The organism is Streptomyces akebiae, from assembly GCF_019599145.1.
GTDB lineage: Bacteria > Actinomycetota > Actinomycetes > Streptomycetales > Streptomycetaceae > Streptomyces > Streptomyces akebiae.
Genome location: NZ_CP080647.1, coordinates 8,672,499 through 8,690,431, shown reverse-complemented (window position 1 = coordinate 8,690,431; position 17,933 = coordinate 8,672,499). Strand labels below are relative to the sequence as shown.

The 17,933-nt window shown below is 70.4% G+C and carries 17 protein-coding genes and 1 pseudogene; 9 read left to right on the top strand and 9 right to left on the bottom strand.

What is annotated here, in order from left to right:
- Positions 1–19 precede the first annotated feature (19 nt).
- The 6 genes from K1J60_RS37750 to K1J60_RS37725 form a co-directional block, all read right to left on the bottom strand.
- Positions 20–1,600: an ABC transporter substrate-binding protein gene (locus K1J60_RS37750; RefSeq protein WP_220650130.1), complete on the bottom strand. Its 1,581-nt coding sequence runs from the start codon at positions 1,598–1,600 to the stop codon at positions 20–22.
- 188 nt (positions 1,601–1,788) lie between these two features.
- On the bottom strand, positions 1,789–2,556 hold the full coding sequence (locus tag K1J60_RS37745; RefSeq protein ID WP_220650129.1) for an SDR family oxidoreductase: 768 nt from the start codon (positions 2,554–2,556) through the stop codon (positions 1,789–1,791).
- A 12-nt stretch (positions 2,557–2,568) separates the two neighbouring features.
- Positions 2,569–3,330 carry a 3-oxoacyl-ACP reductase FabG gene (fabG, locus tag K1J60_RS37740; protein WP_033528946.1) on the bottom strand — a complete coding sequence of 254 codons (762 nt, stop codon included), beginning with the start codon at positions 3,328–3,330 and terminating at the stop codon, positions 2,569–2,571.
- Positions 3,331–3,476: 146 nt separating this feature from the next.
- Positions 3,477–3,887 (bottom strand): DUF3037 domain-containing protein, encoded by a 411-nt coding sequence (locus tag K1J60_RS37735; protein WP_033528945.1) that lies wholly within the window; start codon positions 3,885–3,887, stop codon positions 3,477–3,479.
- Positions 3,884–4,639, bottom strand: a complete 756-nt coding sequence (locus tag K1J60_RS37730; protein ID WP_220650128.1) for a HipA family kinase — start codon at positions 4,637–4,639, stop codon at positions 3,884–3,886. The genes K1J60_RS37735 and K1J60_RS37730 overlap by 4 nt, the downstream gene beginning before the upstream one ends.
- A 552-nt stretch (positions 4,640–5,191) precedes the next feature.
- Positions 5,192–5,827, bottom strand: a complete 636-nt coding sequence (locus tag K1J60_RS37725; protein ID WP_220650127.1) for a TetR/AcrR family transcriptional regulator — start codon at positions 5,825–5,827, stop codon at positions 5,192–5,194.
- Between the two features lie 134 nt (positions 5,828–5,961).
- Here K1J60_RS37725 and K1J60_RS37720 point away from each other — a divergent pair, with 134 nt between their 5' ends.
- The 7 genes and pseudogenes from K1J60_RS37720 to K1J60_RS37690 all read left to right on the top strand — a co-directional run bounded on the left by K1J60_RS37720 (position 5,962) and on the right by K1J60_RS37690 (position 14,090).
- Entirely contained in the window at positions 5,962–7,107 is a 1,146-nt protein-coding gene (locus tag K1J60_RS37720) for a VOC family protein (RefSeq protein WP_220650126.1), read from the top strand.
- Between the two features lie 37 nt (positions 7,108–7,144).
- Positions 7,145–8,083, top strand: a complete 939-nt coding sequence (locus K1J60_RS37715) for a fumarylacetoacetate hydrolase family protein (RefSeq protein WP_220650125.1) — start codon at positions 7,145–7,147, stop codon at positions 8,081–8,083.
- 17 nt (positions 8,084–8,100) lie between these two features.
- Entirely contained in the window at positions 8,101–9,681 is a 1,581-nt protein-coding gene (mhpA, locus tag K1J60_RS37710; RefSeq protein ID WP_220650124.1) for a bifunctional 3-(3-hydroxy-phenyl)propionate/3-hydroxycinnamic acid hydroxylase MhpA, read from the top strand.
- Positions 9,678–10,646 (top strand): annotated as a pseudogene (locus tag K1J60_RS37705) (AMP-binding protein); the annotation flags it as partial. The gene mhpA and the pseudogene K1J60_RS37705, both read left to right, overlap by 4 nt.
- A 316-nt stretch (positions 10,647–10,962) precedes the next feature.
- On the top strand, positions 10,963–11,907 hold the full coding sequence (sigJ, locus tag K1J60_RS37700; protein WP_220650123.1) for an RNA polymerase sigma factor SigJ: 945 nt from the start codon (positions 10,963–10,965) through the stop codon (positions 11,905–11,907).
- Positions 11,908–12,088: 181 nt separating this feature from the next.
- On the top strand, positions 12,089–13,333 hold the full coding sequence (locus K1J60_RS37695; protein ID WP_220650122.1) for an NAD(P)/FAD-dependent oxidoreductase: 1,245 nt from the start codon (positions 12,089–12,091) through the stop codon (positions 13,331–13,333).
- A 259-nt stretch (positions 13,334–13,592) separates the two neighbouring features.
- Entirely contained in the window at positions 13,593–14,090 is a 498-nt protein-coding gene (locus tag K1J60_RS37690; protein ID WP_220650121.1) for a Rieske (2Fe-2S) protein, read from the top strand.
- 6 nt (positions 14,091–14,096) lie between these two features.
- On the opposite strand, the gene K1J60_RS37685 is transcribed toward K1J60_RS37690, so the two are convergent.
- Complete coding sequence (locus tag K1J60_RS37685; RefSeq protein WP_220650120.1) at positions 14,097–14,774, bottom strand: cysteine hydrolase; 678 nt, start codon at positions 14,772–14,774, stop codon at positions 14,097–14,099.
- Positions 14,775–14,880: 106 nt separating this feature from the next.
- On the opposite strand from K1J60_RS37685, the gene K1J60_RS37680 reads away from it, so the two are divergent.
- Positions 14,881–15,348, top strand: coding sequence for a pyridoxamine 5'-phosphate oxidase family protein (locus K1J60_RS37680; protein ID WP_220650119.1), 468 nt, complete (start codon positions 14,881–14,883; stop codon positions 15,346–15,348).
- 115 nt (positions 15,349–15,463) lie between these two features.
- Here K1J60_RS37680 and K1J60_RS37675 read toward each other — a convergent pair whose 3' ends face one another.
- On the bottom strand, positions 15,464–16,372 hold the full coding sequence (locus K1J60_RS37675; RefSeq protein WP_220650118.1) for a LysR family transcriptional regulator: 909 nt from the start codon (positions 16,370–16,372) through the stop codon (positions 15,464–15,466).
- Positions 16,373–16,447: 75 nt separating this feature from the next.
- Here K1J60_RS37675 and K1J60_RS37670 point away from each other — a divergent pair, with 75 nt between their 5' ends.
- Complete coding sequence (locus K1J60_RS37670; RefSeq protein ID WP_220650117.1) at positions 16,448–17,377, top strand: DMT family transporter; 930 nt, start codon at positions 16,448–16,450, stop codon at positions 17,375–17,377.
- 348 nt (positions 17,378–17,725) lie between these two features.
- On the opposite strand, the gene K1J60_RS37665 is transcribed toward K1J60_RS37670, so the two are convergent.
- Positions 17,726–17,911: a hypothetical protein gene (locus K1J60_RS37665; protein WP_220650116.1), complete on the bottom strand. Its 186-nt coding sequence runs from the start codon at positions 17,909–17,911 to the stop codon at positions 17,726–17,728.
- Positions 17,912–17,933: the final 22 nt, after the last annotated feature.

Below are 17,933 nucleotides of genomic sequence, written 5' to 3'. Positions count from 1 at the left end.
CGGGACCCGGCACCCGAAATCACCAACTGGTCTTCCAGGACAGCTGCCACATGATCATCATCGTCGCGGGGTCGATGACGTTCTCCAGGCCGGCGATCTCCTCGTTCGCGGCCGTGTACGCCTTGCCCTGCCACAGCGGGATCAGACGGGCGTCGTCCACGAGGATCTGCTGGGCCTCCTCGAACTCCTCGGACACGGCCCCGCGGTCGCTCTCGGCGCGCGACTCCGGCAGGAGCTTCTTGGTGATCTCGGGGGCGTCGTACGGCGTGCCGAGCGCGTTCTGCTCGCCCACGAAGGGGGCGATGAAGTTGTCGGCGTCGTTGAAGTCGGGGTTCCAGCCGCGCCCGAAGACCGGGTACTCGCCCTTCTGGTAGCCCTCGGAGTAGGTCTTCCAGGGGCGGCTCTTCAGCGTGACCTCGAACAGGCCGGAGCCCTCCAGCTGTCGCTTCAGCTCCTCGAAGGCCGGCTTGGTCTGGGAGCCGTAGCGGTCGGTGGTGTACCAGAGCTCCAGCGGAACCGTTTCGGTGATGCCCGCTTCGGCGAGGATGGCCTTCGCCTTGGTCGCGCTGGGGTTGCCGTAGTCGTCGAAGAAGCCCGTCGTGTGGCCCACCAGACCCCTGGGGATCATGGAGTACAGCGGCTCGACGGTGTCCTTGTAGATGTTGTGCGCGAGCGCCGGCCGGTCGAGGACCTGGGCGACGGCCTTGCGCACCGCGGGGTTCTTCGTCCAGGGGTCCTTGGGGTTGAACACCAGGTAGCTGATCTCGGTGGTGGGGTTCTCCACGATCTGGAGCCCCTCCTCGTCGTGGTTGGCCTGGATGTCCACGATGTCCGAGGCGCCGAGCCCCCGGTAGATGACCGAGATGTCCTTGTTCTTGAGGGCCTTCACCATCGTGTCCGACTGCTGGAAGTACTGGATGGTGACGGCGGAGTTCTTGAGGTCCGCGATGCCCTTGTAGTTGTCGTTGCGGACCAGCTCGGCCGTCTTGCCCTCGTCGTAGGAGGCGAGGTTGTAGGGCCCGGAGCCGGCGATGTCCCCGCCCTCGCGGAGCTTGTCCGCGGGGTACTCCTCCGGGTCCACGATCGACATCGCGGGCGTGGTGAGCACCAGGGGGAAGGTCGCGTCGGGCTGGCTGAGGTGGAAGACGACCTCGCGGTCGCCCTTCGTCTGCACCCGGGAGAGGGTGGTCAGCAGGCCGGCGGGGCCACCGTTGACGTTGATCTTCTTGATGCGGTCGAACGAGTACTTGACGGCCTTGGCGTCCAGCGTGTGCCCGTTGGAGAACTTCAGGCCCTCGCGCAGCGTGCAGCTGTAGACCGTGCTGGAGCTGTCCGTGAACTCGCAGCTCTCGGCGGCGTCCGGCTCGGGCTCGGACCCGCCGGGCGAGTAGCCGAGCAGGGGCTGGAAGACGTTGCGCATCAACTCCCAGGAGCTGTCCCAGGCCGCGGCCGGGTCCAGGGTGCTCGGCGTACTGGTGGTCCCCACGATGATGGGGTCCGCTTCGTCGGAGGCGTCCGAGGAGAACACACCACACCCGGTCACCATGGATATGGACGCGATCACCGCGAGTGGCGGCAAGTATCGGTTCCGGTTGAACACGTGCATGCTCCTCGAAATGCCGTACCAAGAGTGGCCGAACGATACCGCAGGCCCGCCGACCGGTCCTGCCCGGCTGGTGGAGCCCTCGGCCGGTCCGCGTGTGACGGCGTTGTCGAGGCCCCGTGAGGGGTGCGGACGGGCGCCGGAGATGTTCGGTGAATCTCGCACCGGCGCCCGTGCGTACTCTGTCAGCCCACCCCGGCGTTGAGGAAGATGCCGCCGTCGACCACGAGGGTCTGTCCGGTGATCCAGTCGGACTGCTCGGAGGTGAGGAAGGCGGCGGCGCCCCCGATGTCGGAGGGCACGCCGAGCCGCCCGAGCGGGTAGGACGCGGCCGCCTCGGCCTCCCTGCCCTCGTAGAGGGCCTGGGCGAACTTGGTCTTCACCACGGCGGGCGCGATCGCGTTGGCCCGGACCTTGGGCGCGTACTCGTGCGCCAGCTGGATGGTCAGGTTGATCATGGCGGCCTTGCTGATGCCGTACGCGCCGATGAACGGCGACGCGGAGACACCGGCGACGGAGGCGATGTTGACGATGGCGCCGCCGTTGTCCTTCTGCCAGGCGTGCCAGGTCCGCTGGGCGAAGCCGAGCGCGGAGACGACGTTGGTCTCGAACACCTTGCGGGCCACGTTCAGGTCGAGGTCGGCGATCGGGCCGAACACCGGGTTCGTTCCGGCGTTGTTGACCAGGAAGTCGACGCGGCCGAAGGCCTCCATCGTGCGCTCGACGGCATGGGCCTGGTGGGCCTCGTCGTGGGCCTTGCCGGCGACGCCGATGACGCGGTCGGCGCCGAGCTGCTCGACGGCCTCCTTGAGCGCGTCCTCGTTGCGGCCGGTGATGCAGACCCGGTCGCCGCGCGCGACGAGGGCCTCGGCGATGCCGTAGCCGATGCCGCGGCTGGCGCCGGTGATGAGCGCGACCTTGCCCGAAGGCTCGGGGAGTTCCACCGAAGTCATGTTCTGGATCCCTTAGTTGAGCGGTCCGCCGGCGACGTACAGCACCTGGCCGGAGACGAATCCGGCGTCCTCGCCCGTGAAGTAGGCGATGGCTCCGGCGATGTCCTCCGGTCGGCCCACACGCTGCACGGGGATCTGGGTGGCCGCGGCCGCCTGGAAGTCCTCGAAGCCCATGCCGACGCGGGCGGCGGTGGCGGCGGTCATGTCGGTGACGATGAAGCCGGGGGCGACCGCGTTGGCGGTGACGCCGAACTTGCCGAGCTCGATGGCCAGGGTCTTCGTGAAGCCCTGCAGACCGGCCTTGGCGGCGGAGTAGTTGACCTGGCCCCGGTTGCCGAGCGCGGACGACGAGGACAGGTTCACGATCCGGCCGAACTTGGCCTCGACCATGTACTTCTGCACGGCCTTCGCCATCAGGAAGGCCCCGCGCAGGTGCACGCTCATGACCGTGTCCCAGTCGGACGCGCTCATCTTGAACAGCAGGTTGTCGCGGAGCACGCCCGCGTTGTTGACCAGGATCGTCGGGGCGCCCAGTTCCTCGGCGATCCGGGTGACGGCGGCCTCGACCTGGGCCTCGTCGGAGACGTCGCAGCCGACCGCGAGCGCCCTGCCGCCCGCGGCGGTGATCTTCTCGACGGTGTCCTTGCACGCGGCCTCGTCGAGGTCGATCACCGCGACGGCCCGCCCCTCGGCGGCCAGTCGTACGGCGGTCGCGGCGCCGATGCCGCGCGCGCCACCCGTGACCACGGCGACACGCTGCTCAGTGGTGGACATTGCTGGTTCTCCTCGCCCTTGGGATGCGGCTCCTGCGGCGCCCCCATCTGGTGAGCGACCGCTTAGTACCTTCAGCACACGTGACGCTAGAAGTCCTGGCACGCGGTGTCAACGTTCCACCAGGTGTGATCCCTTACCTTGGTCGTTCACTTCACCAGCAGGGCGAGCAGCCGCTCGGCCTCCGCGGCCGGGTCCGCGGTGAGCCCAGTGTGCACGGGTCCGGCCTGGACGACCGTGGAACGGGGCGCGACAAGCCACCGGAACCGCCGTCCGGCGTCGTCACGGGCGGCCTGCCCGGCCGCCTCTCCCCCGGCGCACACGCCCTCCACGGCGCGCAGCGCGGCGCGTACGCCCGCCACGTCCGCCCCCGGGTCGAGGGCGAGCAGCTTGGCCTCGTCGAGGTGCGTACGGGCCGCCACCAGAGCCCGGGAGCGGCTGTACACGAGGACGCCCGCGTTGAAGCACTCGCCCCGCTCGATGCGGGGCACGATCCGCAGCAGCGCGTACTCGTAGACGTCCTGCCCGGTCGCCCCGGTCCCCAGGAAGCGGTCGCTCACTTGATCCCCTCGATGCGTTCGTGAATGCCGGCGGCACGGGCGAGCAAGGGTTGCGCGTACGCCCGCCGCAGCGCGTCCGGCGAGTCGAAGCCGGGCTCGTCGATCAGCCAGACGTCCGGGATCTCGGCGGTCACCTCGTCGAGCAGATCCTCGGTGATCAGGGGCGCGAGGGCGGCGGCGGCCGCCGCGACATCGGGGCCGAAGCGGGCGAGGGCGTGGTCGGCGGCGTCGTACGGCTTGGCGGCGGAGGCACGGGCGCCGGGCCAGTGGTGGTGCCAGATCATGGTGGCGCCGTGGTCGATGAGCCACAGCTCGCCGTGCCACATCAGCAGGTTGGGGTTGCGCCAGGAGCGGTCGACGTTGTTGATCAGCGCGTCGAACCAGACGATCCGCCCGGCCTCCTCGGGGCCGACCTCGAAGGCCAGCGGATCGAAGCCGATGGCTCGGGTCAGGAAGTCCATGCCCAGGTTGGTGCCGCCGCTGGACTTGATCAGTTCCTGCACCTGCTCGTCGGGTTCGCCGAGGCCCAGGACGGGGTCGAGGTCGACGGTCGCGAGACCGGGCACACGCAGTCCGAGCCGGCGCGCCAACTCGCCGCAGACCACCTCCGCGACCAGCGTCTTGCGGCCCTGACCGGCGCCGGTGAACTTCAGGACGTACGTGCCGCGGTCGTCGGCTTCGACGAGGCCAGGGAGCGATCCCCCCTCACGCAGGGGTGCGATATAGCGAGTCGCGGCGACCTGCTTCAACATTTCCTCAGGCCACCCACTTCATTTCCCTTACAATCCACGGCCGACCTCGTAGTCACGGAAAGACGCCAATCACCCACCATCAGCCCTGGGGAGAGACTGGGGAGCTTCGACCGGGACGCGAATCCCCCGCCGCCCCAGCAGACCGTCAAGGGTTGTCCGCCCCTCACTTCCGGCCTCTGACATGAAGTGAGCATAGTAACCGCGGGTGATCGCCGGCGTGGAGTGGCCGAGCCACCGCGCCACGGCCACCACGGCCACCACGGATCTCCCGCCTCGACGAGCAGACCGGCTTGTTATTCATAGATGTGCAATTACTGGTCGCCCCCCGTCGACCGGAGGTCCGACACGACCGACCCCGACAGCAGCCTTCGGGCGACCGCCCATCCGTCGTACGCGGACGCGTCGAGCGCGCTCGGCGTGGAGGTGTCGCAGGCGACGAGTCGGGCCAGAAGGGCTGCGCCTGCGGTCGGTCACCACCACCGAGGACGGGATCGACGCCCACTTCACGGGCCGCCCGGTCACGTTCCGCCCGGACGCGTCGTCCGGTTGAGGTCAGTCGAGGTCGGGCAAGGGGCGCCGGGCGACCTCGTGGGCGTCGTCCGTCGACAGGCCCAGCATGCGCAGGACCATCTCGGCGAGGTTCACCGCGGCCTGGTCGCCGTTCACCTCGGGGCGGGCGAAGCGCAGCTCCACCAGGGACAGCAGGGTTCCGCCCAGCACGGACAGGGCGACCACGGGGTCGGGGGCGGTGAAGCGGCCGGAGGCGATGCCGACCTGGAGATCACGCAGCGCCCGGCGGGCCAGGCCGTTGTCCGAGTGGATGTGGCCGAGGCCGCGGCGGCGCAGGACCTGCATCAGCTCCGGATGCGAGTCGGCCATACGGGCGCTGAGCCGGAAGCCGGCGGCGACCAGTTCCGCCGGATCGTCGATCCCCGTCAGCCTCTCGTCGAAGGCCTGACCGAACTCCTCCAAGGCGTCCACCACCGCCGTCTCGAACAACTCCGCCTTGGAGTCGAAGTGGTTGTAGAAGGAGCCGAAGCCCACGTCCGCGCGCTCGGCGATCGCCTGGATGCTCGCGCTGGTGTCACCGCTCTCGGCGAGTATCTGCCTGGCCGCTCGCACAAGAGCGTTGCGGGTCTCCGCGCGACGACGCTCGAACCGGTTCCCAGGCAGGGCTGACGTAGACATGCTCAGAGTCTAACCGCCGGACGATGACGGCAGCAGTCCTGATGAATTCATCATTTCCCGCAGCGAACGCCTTGACGATGAAACTGTCACAGTTGATGATTTCCTCATTACGGCGATGTCGCTCGGAGGGCACCATGTCTGAAATCCACGTCAACGGGGCCGACGTCATCACGGCCCACCAGGATCTCCACAGCGAGCGGGGCGCCCTGCGAGGGGAACACCCCGGCCGCTCCCGGAACCCAGTGATCAAGGTGGCGGACCTGGCCTGGCTGGAGTTCGAGAAGCCCGACCTGGACCGCGCCGAGGTCTTCGCCCGGGACTTCGGGTTCGGCATCGCGGCACGCACCGAGCGGGAACTCTGGCTGCGCGGCACCTTCGCCGGCCCACCCTGCGTGGTGATCCGTAAGGGGCGCACCTCCCGCTTCATCGGCCCGGCGTTCCGTGCTGCCGAGCGGGCCGACCTGGACCGGCTGGCCCGCGCCACCGGATCGTCCGTACGGGAAGGGGACGTTCCCGGCGGCGGCCAGGTGATCGACCTGCTCGACCCCTCGGGCTTCCCGGTGCGGGTCGTGCACTGCGGCGATCAGCTCCCGGCGCTGCCGGAACAGCAGCCGCTGCTCCTCAACTTCGGCACGGATCACCGTCGTACCAACGCCACCCAGCGGCCACCACGCGAGCCCTCCCGCATCCAGCGTCTTGGGCATGTGGTGCTGGAGACACGGGTGTTCGGCCGGGCCCTGGACTGGTACCTGGACACCCTCGGGATGATCGTCTCCGACTTCCTGTTCCTGGACGGGCAGCGCGACCGGGGCCCGACGATGGCATTCATCCGCTGTGACCTGGGTGGCGTGCCGGCCGACCACCACACCCTGGCGATGCACCTGGGGCCGGGCAGCGGCTATGCCCACTCCGCCTACCAGGTCACCGATCTCGACTCGCTCGCCGCCGGCGGTGAGTACCTCAAGGAGCGCGGCTACAAGCGCAGCTGGGGCATCGGTCGGCACATCCAGGGCAGCCAGCTCTTCGACTACTGGCGCGACCCGGACCACTTCATGCTGGAGCACTTCGCCGACGGCGACCTGTTCTCCTGCGACGTGGAGCCGGGCTGGGCGCCCATGTCAACCAGCGGTCTGGCCCAGTGGGGACCGCCGGCCACCCGCGACTTCCTCGGCGCCAACCCCTCCCCGCAGCGGGTCCGTGACGTCATCGAGGCCCTGCGCGGTGACAACGAGATGGACCCGGCGCGACTGTTCGGCCTGCTCAAGGCCGCCAGCTCCTGAACGCCCCGCAAGCGAATCCCCTCACAAAGGCACTGACATGAGCACCAATGTCCTGCGCACCGCCGACGGCTGGTGGGTCGCCCGAGGCGACCGAGCCTTCCCTGTCGAGACCAAGGCCGTCACCACCGCCGAGTTGCTGGCCGACCGCGCCGCCGTCCAGCAGGCCGCCGCCGCCCGCGAGCCGGGCACGCCGGTCACCGAGCTGGTCCTGCTGTCCCCGGTCACCACGCCCTGCCGCGTCGTCGCACAGATGGTCAACTACCGTAGCCACGCCCGCGATTCGGGCTTCAAGGGCGACATCCCGCCCGCCTTCTTCCGCAAGGCCTCCGGCTCGGTCAGCGGCCCTGGCGAGGCCGTCGTCCGCCCCACGCACGTGAAGTTCCTCGACTACGAGATCGAACTCGGGCTCGTCATGGGTGCGTCCCTGCCCGTCGGCACGGTCGTCGAGGAGCGGGACCTGCCGTCGTACGTCGCCGGACTGGTGATCACCAACGACATCAGCGCCCGCGAGGTGCAGCTGACCAAGACGCAGTTCTACGAGAGCAAGTCGTACCCGACCTTCACGCCGACCGGCCCTCACCTCACGCTGCTCGAACCGGAGGACTTCGCCCATCTCCTGGATCTGCGACTGAGGCTGAGCGTCAACGGCGAGCTACGGCAGGACCGCACCCTCGCCGACATGATCGTCCGCCCGGCGCGGGCACTCACCCTGCTGGCCCGCTTCCAGACCCTGGACGCCGGCGACCTGCTGCTCACCGGAACCCCCGGTGGTACGGCGCTGAAGGCTCCGCCGAAGGCCGTGGAGAAGATCGGCGCGCTGCTGCCGCCCGCGGTGAAGTGGAAGGCCTTCTTCAAGAGCCAGACGAAGAACCCGCACTACCTGCACACCGGGGACGTGATCACGGCGACGATCGCGACCCCGGACGGCCGCATCGACCTCGGCGAGCAGCGTACGCCCGTCGCGGACGCGAACTGACCCGAGGTGAGCCGCACATGACCGCCGATGAAGCCGCACGTGTGCCCGTCGTGATCGTCGGGGCCGGACCGGTGGGCGTGACGGCCGCCCTCCTCCTGGCCCGGCGCGGCGTGCGCAGTGTCGTCCTCGAACGCCACCGGGACGTCTATCCGCTGCCGCGCGCCGTCGCGAACGACGACGAGATCCACCGGATCCTTCAGGCCGCGGGCGTCGGAGAGGAGTTCACCGCGATCTCCCGCCCGGCGGGCGGTCTGCGGTTGCTGGATGCCCGGCATCAGGTGATGGCCGAGTTCCGGCGCTCCCCGCAGGGCCGGCACGGCTATCCGAAGTCCAGCATGTTCGACCAGCCCGAGCTGGAAGGCGTGCTGCGTGCCGAACTGGCCCGGCGCCCGGAGTGCGAACTGCGCGGTGGCGTGGAGGTCACCGGCGTCGGCCCGGACACCACGGGGCCCGTACGCGTCACCTACCGCGACGACGACGGCGAACACGAGCTGCGGGCCGAGGCGGCCCTCGGCTGCGACGGCGCCAACAGCCTCACCCGTGAGGCGATCGGCGGCGTCTGGGAGGATCTGCACTTCGAGGAGCGCTGGACCGTCATCGACGCCGAGACGACGGGGCCGGTCCGTTGTTGGGAGGGCGTCGACCAAGTCTGCGACCCGGAGCGGCCGGGGACCTTCATGCGGGTGAACGAGACCCGCTACCGCTGGGAGTTCCGGCTCGGGGACGGGCAGGAGACGGTCCGCGAGCTGATCGCCCCGTGGCTGTCCCCCTCGTACGACGGTGACTTCGAGGTCGTCCGCGAGACGCAGTACACCTTCCGGGCGCGCGTCGCCGACCGGTGGCGCAGCGGACGGGTCTTCCTGCTCGGGGATGCCGCGCACCTCACACCGCCGTTCATCGGGCAGGGTCTGTGCTCGGGACTGCGGGACGCCTACAACCTCGCCTGGAAACTCGCCCGGGTTCTCCAGCAGGGTGGCGACGAGCGGCTACTGGACACCTACGAGAGCGAGCGCCGGCCGCACGCCCGGCATGTGGTCCGGCTCGCGGTCGCCATGGGCTGGGCCATGACCGGCGGCCAGGACGGGGCCGCCGCGATCCGCCGCAGGCTGCTGGCAGCTGCCTGCCGTGTCCCCGGCCTGACCGAGCTGGCCGGTCGCGACCTCAGCCCGCCTCTGACGGCCGGGCCGCTGGTGCGGCGCGGGGTCCGCCGGGGCCTGGTGGGCACTCACTGTCCGCAACCGTGGGTGAGCGTCAGCGGGCGCCGCACCCGGCTCGACGAGGTGCTCGGCGACTCCTTCACCGTACTGACCGCGGCGGAACCCGGGCCTTCGCTGACGGCGCTGGCCCAGGGCCTCGGGGTCAGCGCGGTCCCGGTGACCGACCTCGGCGACGACGGCTCGCTCGCCGCCTGGTTGCGCGCCGGACGCGTCGACGCCGTCCTGGTGCGGCCCGACCGGGTCGTGATGGACGTCGTCCCGTCAGGCGGCGGGGACTTCACGTCGACCGCCGCCTGGGCGTCCCTGCTGCACACCACACGAAGCCCCGTTCCGTCCGAACGGACCTCCAGGAAAAGCCTGTTGCGGAGTACGACGCGATGACCACTCCCTTCTTCACACCCGAGCCGGACACGGCGGCCGCCAGTCGTGTCGCGGAGTTCGCCCGGCGTCAGGGCATCGCCCCGGACGGCTACGCCGCACTGCACCAGTGGTCGGTCACCGACCTGGAGGGCTTCTGGGGCGCGGTGTGGGACTACTTCGACATCGACGCGGACTCCCCGTACGAGAGCGTGCTGGCCGAGGAGAGGATGCCCGGCGCCCAGTGGTTCCCGGGCGCCACCCTCAACTACGCCCACCATGCCCTGCGCGACGTCGCCGACGACGGCGTGGCGATCGTCGCCCTCGACGAGACCGGCTCCGGGTACGAGATGACCGGTGAGCGGCTGCGTGCCCTGGTCGCGTCCGTCGCCGCCACCCTGCGTGACCTCGGTGTCGCCAAGGGCGACCGGGTCGTCGGCTACCTGCCCAACACCCCGCACGCGATCGTGTCGTTCCTGGCCGCCGCGAGCCTCGGCGCCGTCTGGTCGGTGTGCGGGCAGGACTACGCGCCCAAGGCCGCCGCCGACCGGTTCGCTCAGCTCGAACCCACCGTCCTGATCGCCGCCGACGGCTACCTCTTCAACGGCACCACCCACGACCGTCGCGACGCCACCCTCGACCTCGCCCACGCGCTGCCGACGCTCAGGGCCACCCTCCTGGTGGACCACGTCGGCCTGCCCTGGCCGACACGGACGTACCCCTCGCTGATCGTGCCCTGGGAGGATGCGTCCACCCGCACCGAGGAACTCGTCTGTACGCCCGTGCCGTTCGATCACCCCCTGTGGGTCGTCTTCTCCTCCGGCACCACCGGCCTGCCCAAGGGCATCGTCCACGGCCACGGCGGTGTGGTGCTGGAGCACCTCAAGACCCTGGGCCTGCACTCCGACCTCGGCCCCGGCGACCGGCTGCTCTGGTACACCACCACCCACTGGATGATGTGGAACCTGGTCGTCTCCACCCTGCTGACCCGGCCTTCGTACTGGCCTTGATCTCCGTGACGTACGCGGCAACTGCGGTGACCGTCGGCTGACACGCTTCCCATGCGGCCGGGTGTGGGCAGTTCCCTGACGGGTACCACGCCGCTCAGCAGGGCGGGGCGGAGTACAGCTGGTCGTCCCCTCCGATACGGGGGACGGACTGTTCCGGGACATCTGACCGCAGCGGAGTCGCCGCTTTTATTCGACCTTGCGATCCACGCTCATTGCGTGAGCGAGCGTCGAAAATCCGTCAGGCGGTCACGGCACCGCAGGAGGCCTTGAGCCGGTCCGCACTAGGATCCCGGACATGGCGCTGACAATGCACGACGTGGACCGGTTCGAGGCGGCGAGGCCCCGTCTGGAGGCGATCGCCTACCGTCTCCTCGGCTCGGCGGGCGAGGCGGAGGACGCCGTGCAGGAGACGTTCCTGCGCTGGCAGGCGGCCGACGTCGACCGGATCGAGGTGCCCGAGGCCTGGCTGACGAAGGTGCTCACCAACCTGTGCCTCAACCAGCTCACCTCGGCTCGCGCACGCCGGGAGACCTACGTGGGCCAGTGGCTGCCCGAGCCGCTGCTCGCCGGCGACCCGATGCTCGGCCCGGCCGACACCGCCGAACAGCGCGAATCCGTCTCGTACGCGGTCCTCACCCTGCTGGAGCGCCTCACCCCGGGCGAGCGGGCGGTGTACGTGCTGAAGGAGGCCTTCGAGTACCCGCACCGGGAGATCGCCGAGATCCTCGACATCAGCGAGGCCGCGAGCCAGCAGGTCTTCCACCGAGCGAAGAAACACGTGGCGGCGGGCAAGGCCCGTACGGAGATCGACGAGGCGGCTGCCCGGCGGATCGTCGAGGAGTTCCTCGCCGCGGCGACGAGCGGGAAGACCGAGCCGCTGGTCAAACTGCTCGCCTCGGACGCCATCGCGGTCGGCGACGGCGGCGGAAAGGTCCCGGCCCGCGCCAAGGCGTTCGAGGGCGCTCTCGCGGTCGCGAAGTTCATGCGGGGCCTGTTCAAGCCGGCCCCGGTCAAGCGGGCCTTGGTGGGCGGCTCACCGGAGATCCACATCTCGACGGCCAACGGCGGGCCCGCCGTCCTGGCGGTCGTCGACGGCCGGGTCGTCGGGATCATCTGCCTGGAGATCGGCGCGGACGGCATCGCCGCGTTCCGCAGTCAGGTCAACCCCGACAAGCTGGAACGCGCTACCGAGGTGTGGGCGGCCACCGAGCACGGGGAACCCCTGTTCCGCGCCTTCTGACGAACGCCCTCCGCGGCATTCCCGAGGGCGTTCGACGCCCTTCCACGAACCGGGTCACACCTTCCAGCAAGGGTGTGACCCGCTTCACATTCTGTTCCTGTCAGGAAATCGAGGGCTGCCCGGTTCAAGGGGCGTGACCGAGCAAGGGCAAGCGTCCGAACCGCGCAGACAGGAGCAGGAAATGCAGCACCGCATCATCGTCCTCGGAGCCGGCTACACCGGAGCCGGCGCCGCCGGGCGCCTGGCCAAGCGGCTGCACCGCGCAGACGTCGCCATCACCCTCGTCAACGCCGAGCCCGACTTCGTCGAGCGCGTCCGGATGCACCAGCTCGCGGTCGGCCAGGAGCTCAAGCCCCGGCCGTTCGACGAGATGTTCGCGGGCACCGGCGTCGAGGTGAAGCTCGCCGAGGTCGCCGGTATCGACGCCGACCGCAAAACCGTCACCGTCGTCGACGCGCACGGCGCCGGTCAGCAGGAACTGCGGTACGACACCCTCGTCTACGCCCTCGGCAGCGGCTGGAATTCGCAGGGCGTCCCCGGCACCGCCGAGCACGCCCACGAGATCTCCGGCCGCCCCGGAGCGCTCCGGCTGCGCGAGCGGCTGGCCCAGCTGGACGCGGGACAGCCCGTGGTGATCGTCGGCGGCGGACTCACCGGTCTGGAGGCCGCGACCGAGATCGCCGAGACCCGTCCGGACCTGGACGTCGCCCTCGTGGCCCGCGGCGGCTTCGGCGACTGGCTCTCCGACAAGGGCCGAGGACATCTGCGGAAGGTCTTCGCCGGGCTGGGCATCACCGTGCACGAGCACACCGCCGTCACCGCCGTCGAGGCCGACCGTGTCCTGACCGACGGCCCGTCCGTCCCGGCCGCGGTCACGGTGTGGGCCACCGGCTTCGCGGTCCACCCGATCGCCGAGGCCAGCACGCTGGAGGTCTCCGGCACGGGACAGATCGTGGTCGACGGGACCATGCGCTCGGTCTCGCACCCGGAGGTGTACGCCGTCGGCGACGCGGCCCTCGTGACGGGCCCCGGCGACAAGCCGCTGCGGATGTCGTGCGCCTCCGGGGTCCCCACCGCGTGGCAGGCCGCCGACGCCATCGCGGCCCGCCTGACCGGCCAGAAGCTTCCGAAGATCGCGATCCGCTACTTCCAGCAGTGTGTCTCGCTCGGCCGCAAGGAGGGCCTGATCCAGTTCGTCACCGCGGACGACCAGGCCGTTCCCAAGGCCCTCACCGGTCGCCTCGCCGCCACCTACAAGGAACTCATCTGCAAGGGCGCGGCCTGGGCCGTGGCCCACCCGACGGTGGGCATGCCGGTCCGCCGCCGCCGAACGGTACAGCCGGCGGGCCGGGCGGACCAGGCGGATCGGACGGACGTGGCGAGCCCGGCGGGGCAGGCGGACCCGGCGGTGAGCGCCGCGGCTTGAGCGTACGGCGCGGATGGCCCGGCACGACGTGGCTCGACCCGGCGAGAGGGTCGGGCCACGCCCCGCGTTCCGGCGAGACGCTCCGCGGCATCACGAGAAGTACCCGCTGACGCCACCGACCGACAGCGTTCAGACAGCTGGTTTTGACACTGTCGTGATCCCGGACAGGCCAAGATGTGCACCTGTCTGAACGTTCAAGCACGCGTCCGCCGTATTCATGGGCGAAAGTGCAAAGGCAATCTCGGAAGGAACCGTCAGCATGACCAGCGAAACGACCAAACCCGCTTCGATCCCGGGCCGTCGCACCGTCATGGCGGCCGCAGGCGTGGCGGGGCTCGCCGTCGCGCTGACCGCGTGCGGATCGGACGACGACCCGTCACCCGCCGGCTCGTCCGGCGCCGGGGCCGGCGGCGACACGAGCAGTGACACCGGCGGCGACACCACCGGCGGCAGCACGGGCGGCGCGGGCGGTACGGCGATCGCCAAGACCTCGGACATCCCCGAGGGCGGCGGCAAGATCTTCGAGAGCGAGGGCGTCGTCATCACCCAGCCGGAGGCGGGCACCTTCAAGGCCTTCTCGTCCGCCTGCACCCACCAGGGGTGCGCGGTGAAGTCGATCGCCGACGGCGTGATCAACTGCCCCTGTCACAACAGCAATTTCTCGATCGCCGACGGCAGCGTGAAGAGCGGACCGGCGACGAAGCCGCTGCCGGCCAAGGAGGTCACCGTGTCCGGTGACTCCATCGCGCTCGCCTAGCGTTCGCTAGCCGCCCGCGGGTCCGCCCACGGGCCGTTCCCAGCAGGCCACCACCTCGTCCGTGGTCGCGACCGTGGCGACCAGCGCGAGGGTGTGGCGGATCATCGCGGGGGTGTAGTCGGCAGGCACCCCCGCGATGGCGTCGCCGGGCACGACGACGGTGTAGCCGAGGTTGACCGCGTCGAACACGGCGTTCGGCACGGCCACGTTGGCCGAGACACCGGCGACGACCAGGGTGCGGCAGCCGAGGTTCCGGAGCAGCGCGTCCACGTCGGTGCCCGCCAACGGGGACAGCCCGTGCAGCCGCCGTACGATCAGGTCCTCCTCGGCGACCTCGATGGGCGGCGCGACCCGTACGGCCGCGGTGCCCGTCAACTGCCGTACGGGCAGCCGTTCGGCCGCACGGAACAGCCGTGCGTTGCGGCTGGCGCCCCGACCGTCGTGCCGCCGCTCGGCGACGGCGTGCAGCACCTGCACCGCGCACCCGTGGGCTGCGGCGACCAGCCGGGCGACCTGGGCGAGGGCCCCCGACGACCTTGCCTCCCGGGCGAGTTCGGGCAGCGCGCCGCCGGGCCCGACGACGCCCTGCTGGCACTCGACGGTGAGCAGGACGGTGGTGGCGGGGTCGAGGAGCCCGCCCAGCTCCCGCCGCCGCTTCGACTGCTCACTCGCGTGTGCGGGCATGACGTCCCCCTGTCACCGGCGATCGGGCGGTGGAGCGTAACGCCCCTTGCGCATGGACGGAAGACGACCGATGCTCTTCTGACGCCACGTCAGAAACGAGGATTCCATGACCGCCACCCAGCGCCGGGGCCGGAAGATCATGATGGAACCCGCCGAACTGGACGAGTTCCTGAGCACGCGGCGGACCTGCCGGGTGGCGACGGTCGGGCCCGACGGCGCCCCGCACGTCAGCCCGCTCTGGTACGTCTGGGACGGCACGTCGCTCTGGCTCTACTCGATCACTCGCAGCAAACGCTGGTCCGCGCTGCGCCGCGATCCGCGCGTGGCCGTCGTGGTCGACGCGGGCGAGGAGTACGGCGAACTGCGCGGCGTCGAACTGTCCGGCACCGTCGAGTTCGTCGGCGAGGCGCCGCGCACGGGCGAGCCGGTCCCCGAACTCGCCGAGGTGGAGCGGCTGTTCGCCCGGAAGAACTTCGACATGGACGAGATGCCCCACGACGGCAGGCACGCCTGGCTGCGCCTGACACCGGACGCCGTCGCGTCCTGGGACTTCCGCAAACTCGTATCGCCGTGACGGGATCCGCCCCGCGTGCCGAGGCCCTCGCGTGCCGAGGCTCCCCCGCGCACTGAAGCCCTCTCCGCGAGCCGACGTGCCCGCCACTCGCCCGTCACTCAGCCCACCCCGTCACTCAGGCCGCCCCGCAAGCGTCCCCCGCCGCCCGCAGCGCCTCCACCGCCGCCCTGATGGACGGCCGCCGGTCGGCGTCCGAGCGCCACACCGCGTAGACGCTGCGGTGGACCCGATGGCGCACCGGCACGGTCCGCACTCCGGCCGGCATCGGGTCACGGCCGAGCCGTGGCGCGATGCAGACGCCCAACCCTGCTGCTACCAGGGCGAGTTGGGTGTGGTGCTCGCCTGCGCGGTGGGCGATGTGGGGCTCGATGCCGTTGGCCCGCAGCGTGTAGAGCAGCCATTCGTGACAGAACTCGCCCTCGGGCCAGGCGACCCACGGCTCCTGAGCCAGCTCTCGCAGGTCGATCTCGTCCCGGCCGGCGAGCGGATGGTCCTCGTGCAGGGCCACCTCCACCGGGTCGTCGAGGATCGCGGCCCTGGCCAGCCCCTCGGGCACGGGCAGCGGCTTGTTGTACCAGTCGAGGACGACGGCCAGGTCCACGTCGCCCCGGATCACCGCGTTGACGGCGAGTTCGGGTTCCAGTTCCCGTGACCGCACGCGCAGCGCGGGATGGTCCGCACGCAGCGCGCGGAAGACCGCGGGAAACAGCCCCCGGACGGCCGTCGGGAACGCGGCCAGCCGAAGTTCGCCGACCACCTGCCCCCGCTGTGCCTCCAGCGCCGACTGTGCCAGCTCGACCTGCGACAGGATGCGCGCGGCATGCTCGGCGAGCAGCCGCCCCGCGTCGGTGAGGCGCACACCCCGCCCGTTCTTGGCGAGCAGCCGCTGCCCCACCTCTCGTTCCAGTTTGGCCATCTGCTGCGAGACGGCCGAGGTCGTCACATGCAGCCCGTCGGCCGCCCCGCTGACCGAGCCGTGTCGGGCGAGGGCGTCCAGGGTGCGCAGGCGCTCCAGGTTCAACATGTAAGCAATGCTACGAGAATCGCGTCATTAATTCTCGCTTGTGCTACGAGATCACCGAGCGTCATCGTGGTGCGCATGACCACCGCCACGCCCACCCGAGCCCCCGGCCGCGTCTCCGACCCCTCTCGCGCCGCAGTCGACTGGCGAGTGCGCTTCGCCTTCCTCTCCCTCGTCTGGGGTTTCAGCTTCCTCCTGATCAAGGTGGGCACGGAGGCGTACGCGCCCTTCCAGGTCACCTTCGGACGGCTGCTGTTCGGCACCCTGGTCCTCGCGGCGGCGATGGCGGTGCGGCGGGAGCGGCTCCCACGCGGCGCCCGCACCTGGGGACACCTGACCGTGGCCGCCTTCTTCCTCAACGCCCTGCCGTTCTCCCTGTTCGCCTACGCGGAGCTGACCATCCCGTCCACGCTGGCGGGCATCTGCAACGCGACCTCCCCCCTGTGGGGCATGGCCCTCTCCCTGGTCGCGCTCTCCGAGGACCGCCCCACCCGGGTGCGGGTCGCCGGTCTCGGCCTCGGCTTTCTCGGTGTCCTCACCGTGCTCGGCGCCTGGCAGGGCTTCCACGGCCTGGACGCCACCGGCACGGCGATGGCCCTGCTGGCCTCCCTCAGCTACCCCGTCGGCTGGATCTACGTCCGCCGCACCCTGGCCGGCACCACCGCGTCGCACCTCTCCCTCACCGGCGCCCAACTGCTGCTCGCCACCACCCAACTGGCCGTCGTCACACCGCTGTTCACGCGTCTGCCGAGCAGCTATCCGGTGCTTCCCCTGCTGGCGGTCGTCGCGCTGGGCGCCCTCGGCACCGGGGTCGCGATGCTCGTCCAGTACGGCCTCGTCTCCGAGGTCGGCCCGACGACGGCCCAGATGGTCACCTACTTCATCCCGGTCATCGCCACGGCCGCCGGTGTCGCACTCCTCGGCGAGTCCCTGACCTGGTCGACCCCGGTCGGCGCGGCGATCATCCTGGCCGGCGCCGCCCTGACACAGGTGAGGCCGCGCACCTGATCCGACGGAGACGCCGGACGTCCCAGCACACTTTTCTTGGAAAGGATCTACTTGGGGGTTTTCGGCGTCAACCCACGGGATCACCGGCAGCTCGCCAGCTCTTCACAGCAGACTGGCCTCCCAGTGATGAGGGAGGGGCCGATGGGCGACAAGAAGATTCTCACGATCACACTGGAGATCGAGGTCAACGAGAAGGTGACCCGGCACAGCCGTGTGAACGACACGTACGGTGAAGTGGTGGTGGCCGCCATGGAAGCGGCTCACGCCCACATGCCGACGGACAGCATCGACCAGATCACCACTCACGCCCGCTGGGAGTACAGGCACTGGGACCCCCAAGCCGATCACTTACCCCAAGGGCGAAGTTCCGGACATGGAGCAGAGCCCACAGCCCTGGCCGTCGGTGTTCAGGCCAGACTGCGCCGAGGGGCCGTTGACGATCAGGGAGCCGGGGCCGTGGGCCTGGAGGGCGCTCAGCTCCACCGAGCCGGCCGCCGCGAGACGGATGCGGGAGCCCGCCGTGGAGAAGGTCATCTCGACCGTCTGGGTCCCCGAG

Bases quoted from the DNA above. Each gene is read 5' to 3' on its own strand.
- K1J60_RS37685 (WP_220650120.1), bottom strand. From the start codon at position 14,774: ATGCCCGCACACGCGAGTGAGCAGTCGAAGCGGCGGCGGGAGCTGGGC.
- K1J60_RS37715 (WP_220650125.1), top strand. From the start codon at position 7,145: ATGAGCACCAATGTCCTGCGCACCGCCGACGGCTGGTGGGTCGCCCGA.
- K1J60_RS37720 (WP_220650126.1), top strand. From the start codon at position 5,962: ATGTCTGAAATCCACGTCAACGGGGCCGACGTCATCACGGCCCACCAG.
- mhpA (WP_220650124.1), top strand. From the start codon at position 8,101: ATGACCGCCGATGAAGCCGCACGTGTGCCCGTCGTGATCGTCGGGGCC.
- K1J60_RS37690 (WP_220650121.1), top strand. From the start codon at position 13,593: ATGACCAGCGAAACGACCAAACCCGCTTCGATCCCGGGCCGTCGCACC.
- K1J60_RS37665 (WP_220650116.1), bottom strand. From the start codon at position 17,911: ATGACCTTCTCCACGGCGGGCTCCCGCATCCGTCTCGCGGCGGCCGGC.
- K1J60_RS37725 (WP_220650127.1), bottom strand. From the start codon at position 5,827: ATGTCTACGTCAGCCCTGCCTGGGAACCGGTTCGAGCGTCGTCGCGCG.
- K1J60_RS37730 (WP_220650128.1), bottom strand. From the start codon at position 4,639: ATGTTGAAGCAGGTCGCCGCGACTCGCTATATCGCACCCCTGCGTGAG.
- K1J60_RS37680 (WP_220650119.1), top strand. From the start codon at position 14,881: ATGACCGCCACCCAGCGCCGGGGCCGGAAGATCATGATGGAACCCGCC.
- K1J60_RS37675 (WP_220650118.1), bottom strand. From the start codon at position 16,372: ATGTTGAACCTGGAGCGCCTGCGCACCCTGGACGCCCTCGCCCGACAC.
- K1J60_RS37695 (WP_220650122.1), top strand. From the start codon at position 12,089: ATGCAGCACCGCATCATCGTCCTCGGAGCCGGCTACACCGGAGCCGGC.
- K1J60_RS37670 (WP_220650117.1), top strand. From the start codon at position 16,448: ATGACCACCGCCACGCCCACCCGAGCCCCCGGCCGCGTCTCCGACCCC.
- K1J60_RS37745 (WP_220650129.1), bottom strand. From the start codon at position 2,556: ATGACTTCGGTGGAACTCCCCGAGCCTTCGGGCAAGGTCGCGCTCATC.
- sigJ (WP_220650123.1), top strand. From the start codon at position 10,963: ATGGCGCTGACAATGCACGACGTGGACCGGTTCGAGGCGGCGAGGCCC.
- fabG (WP_033528946.1), bottom strand. From the start codon at position 3,330: ATGTCCACCACTGAGCAGCGTGTCGCCGTGGTCACGGGTGGCGCGCGC.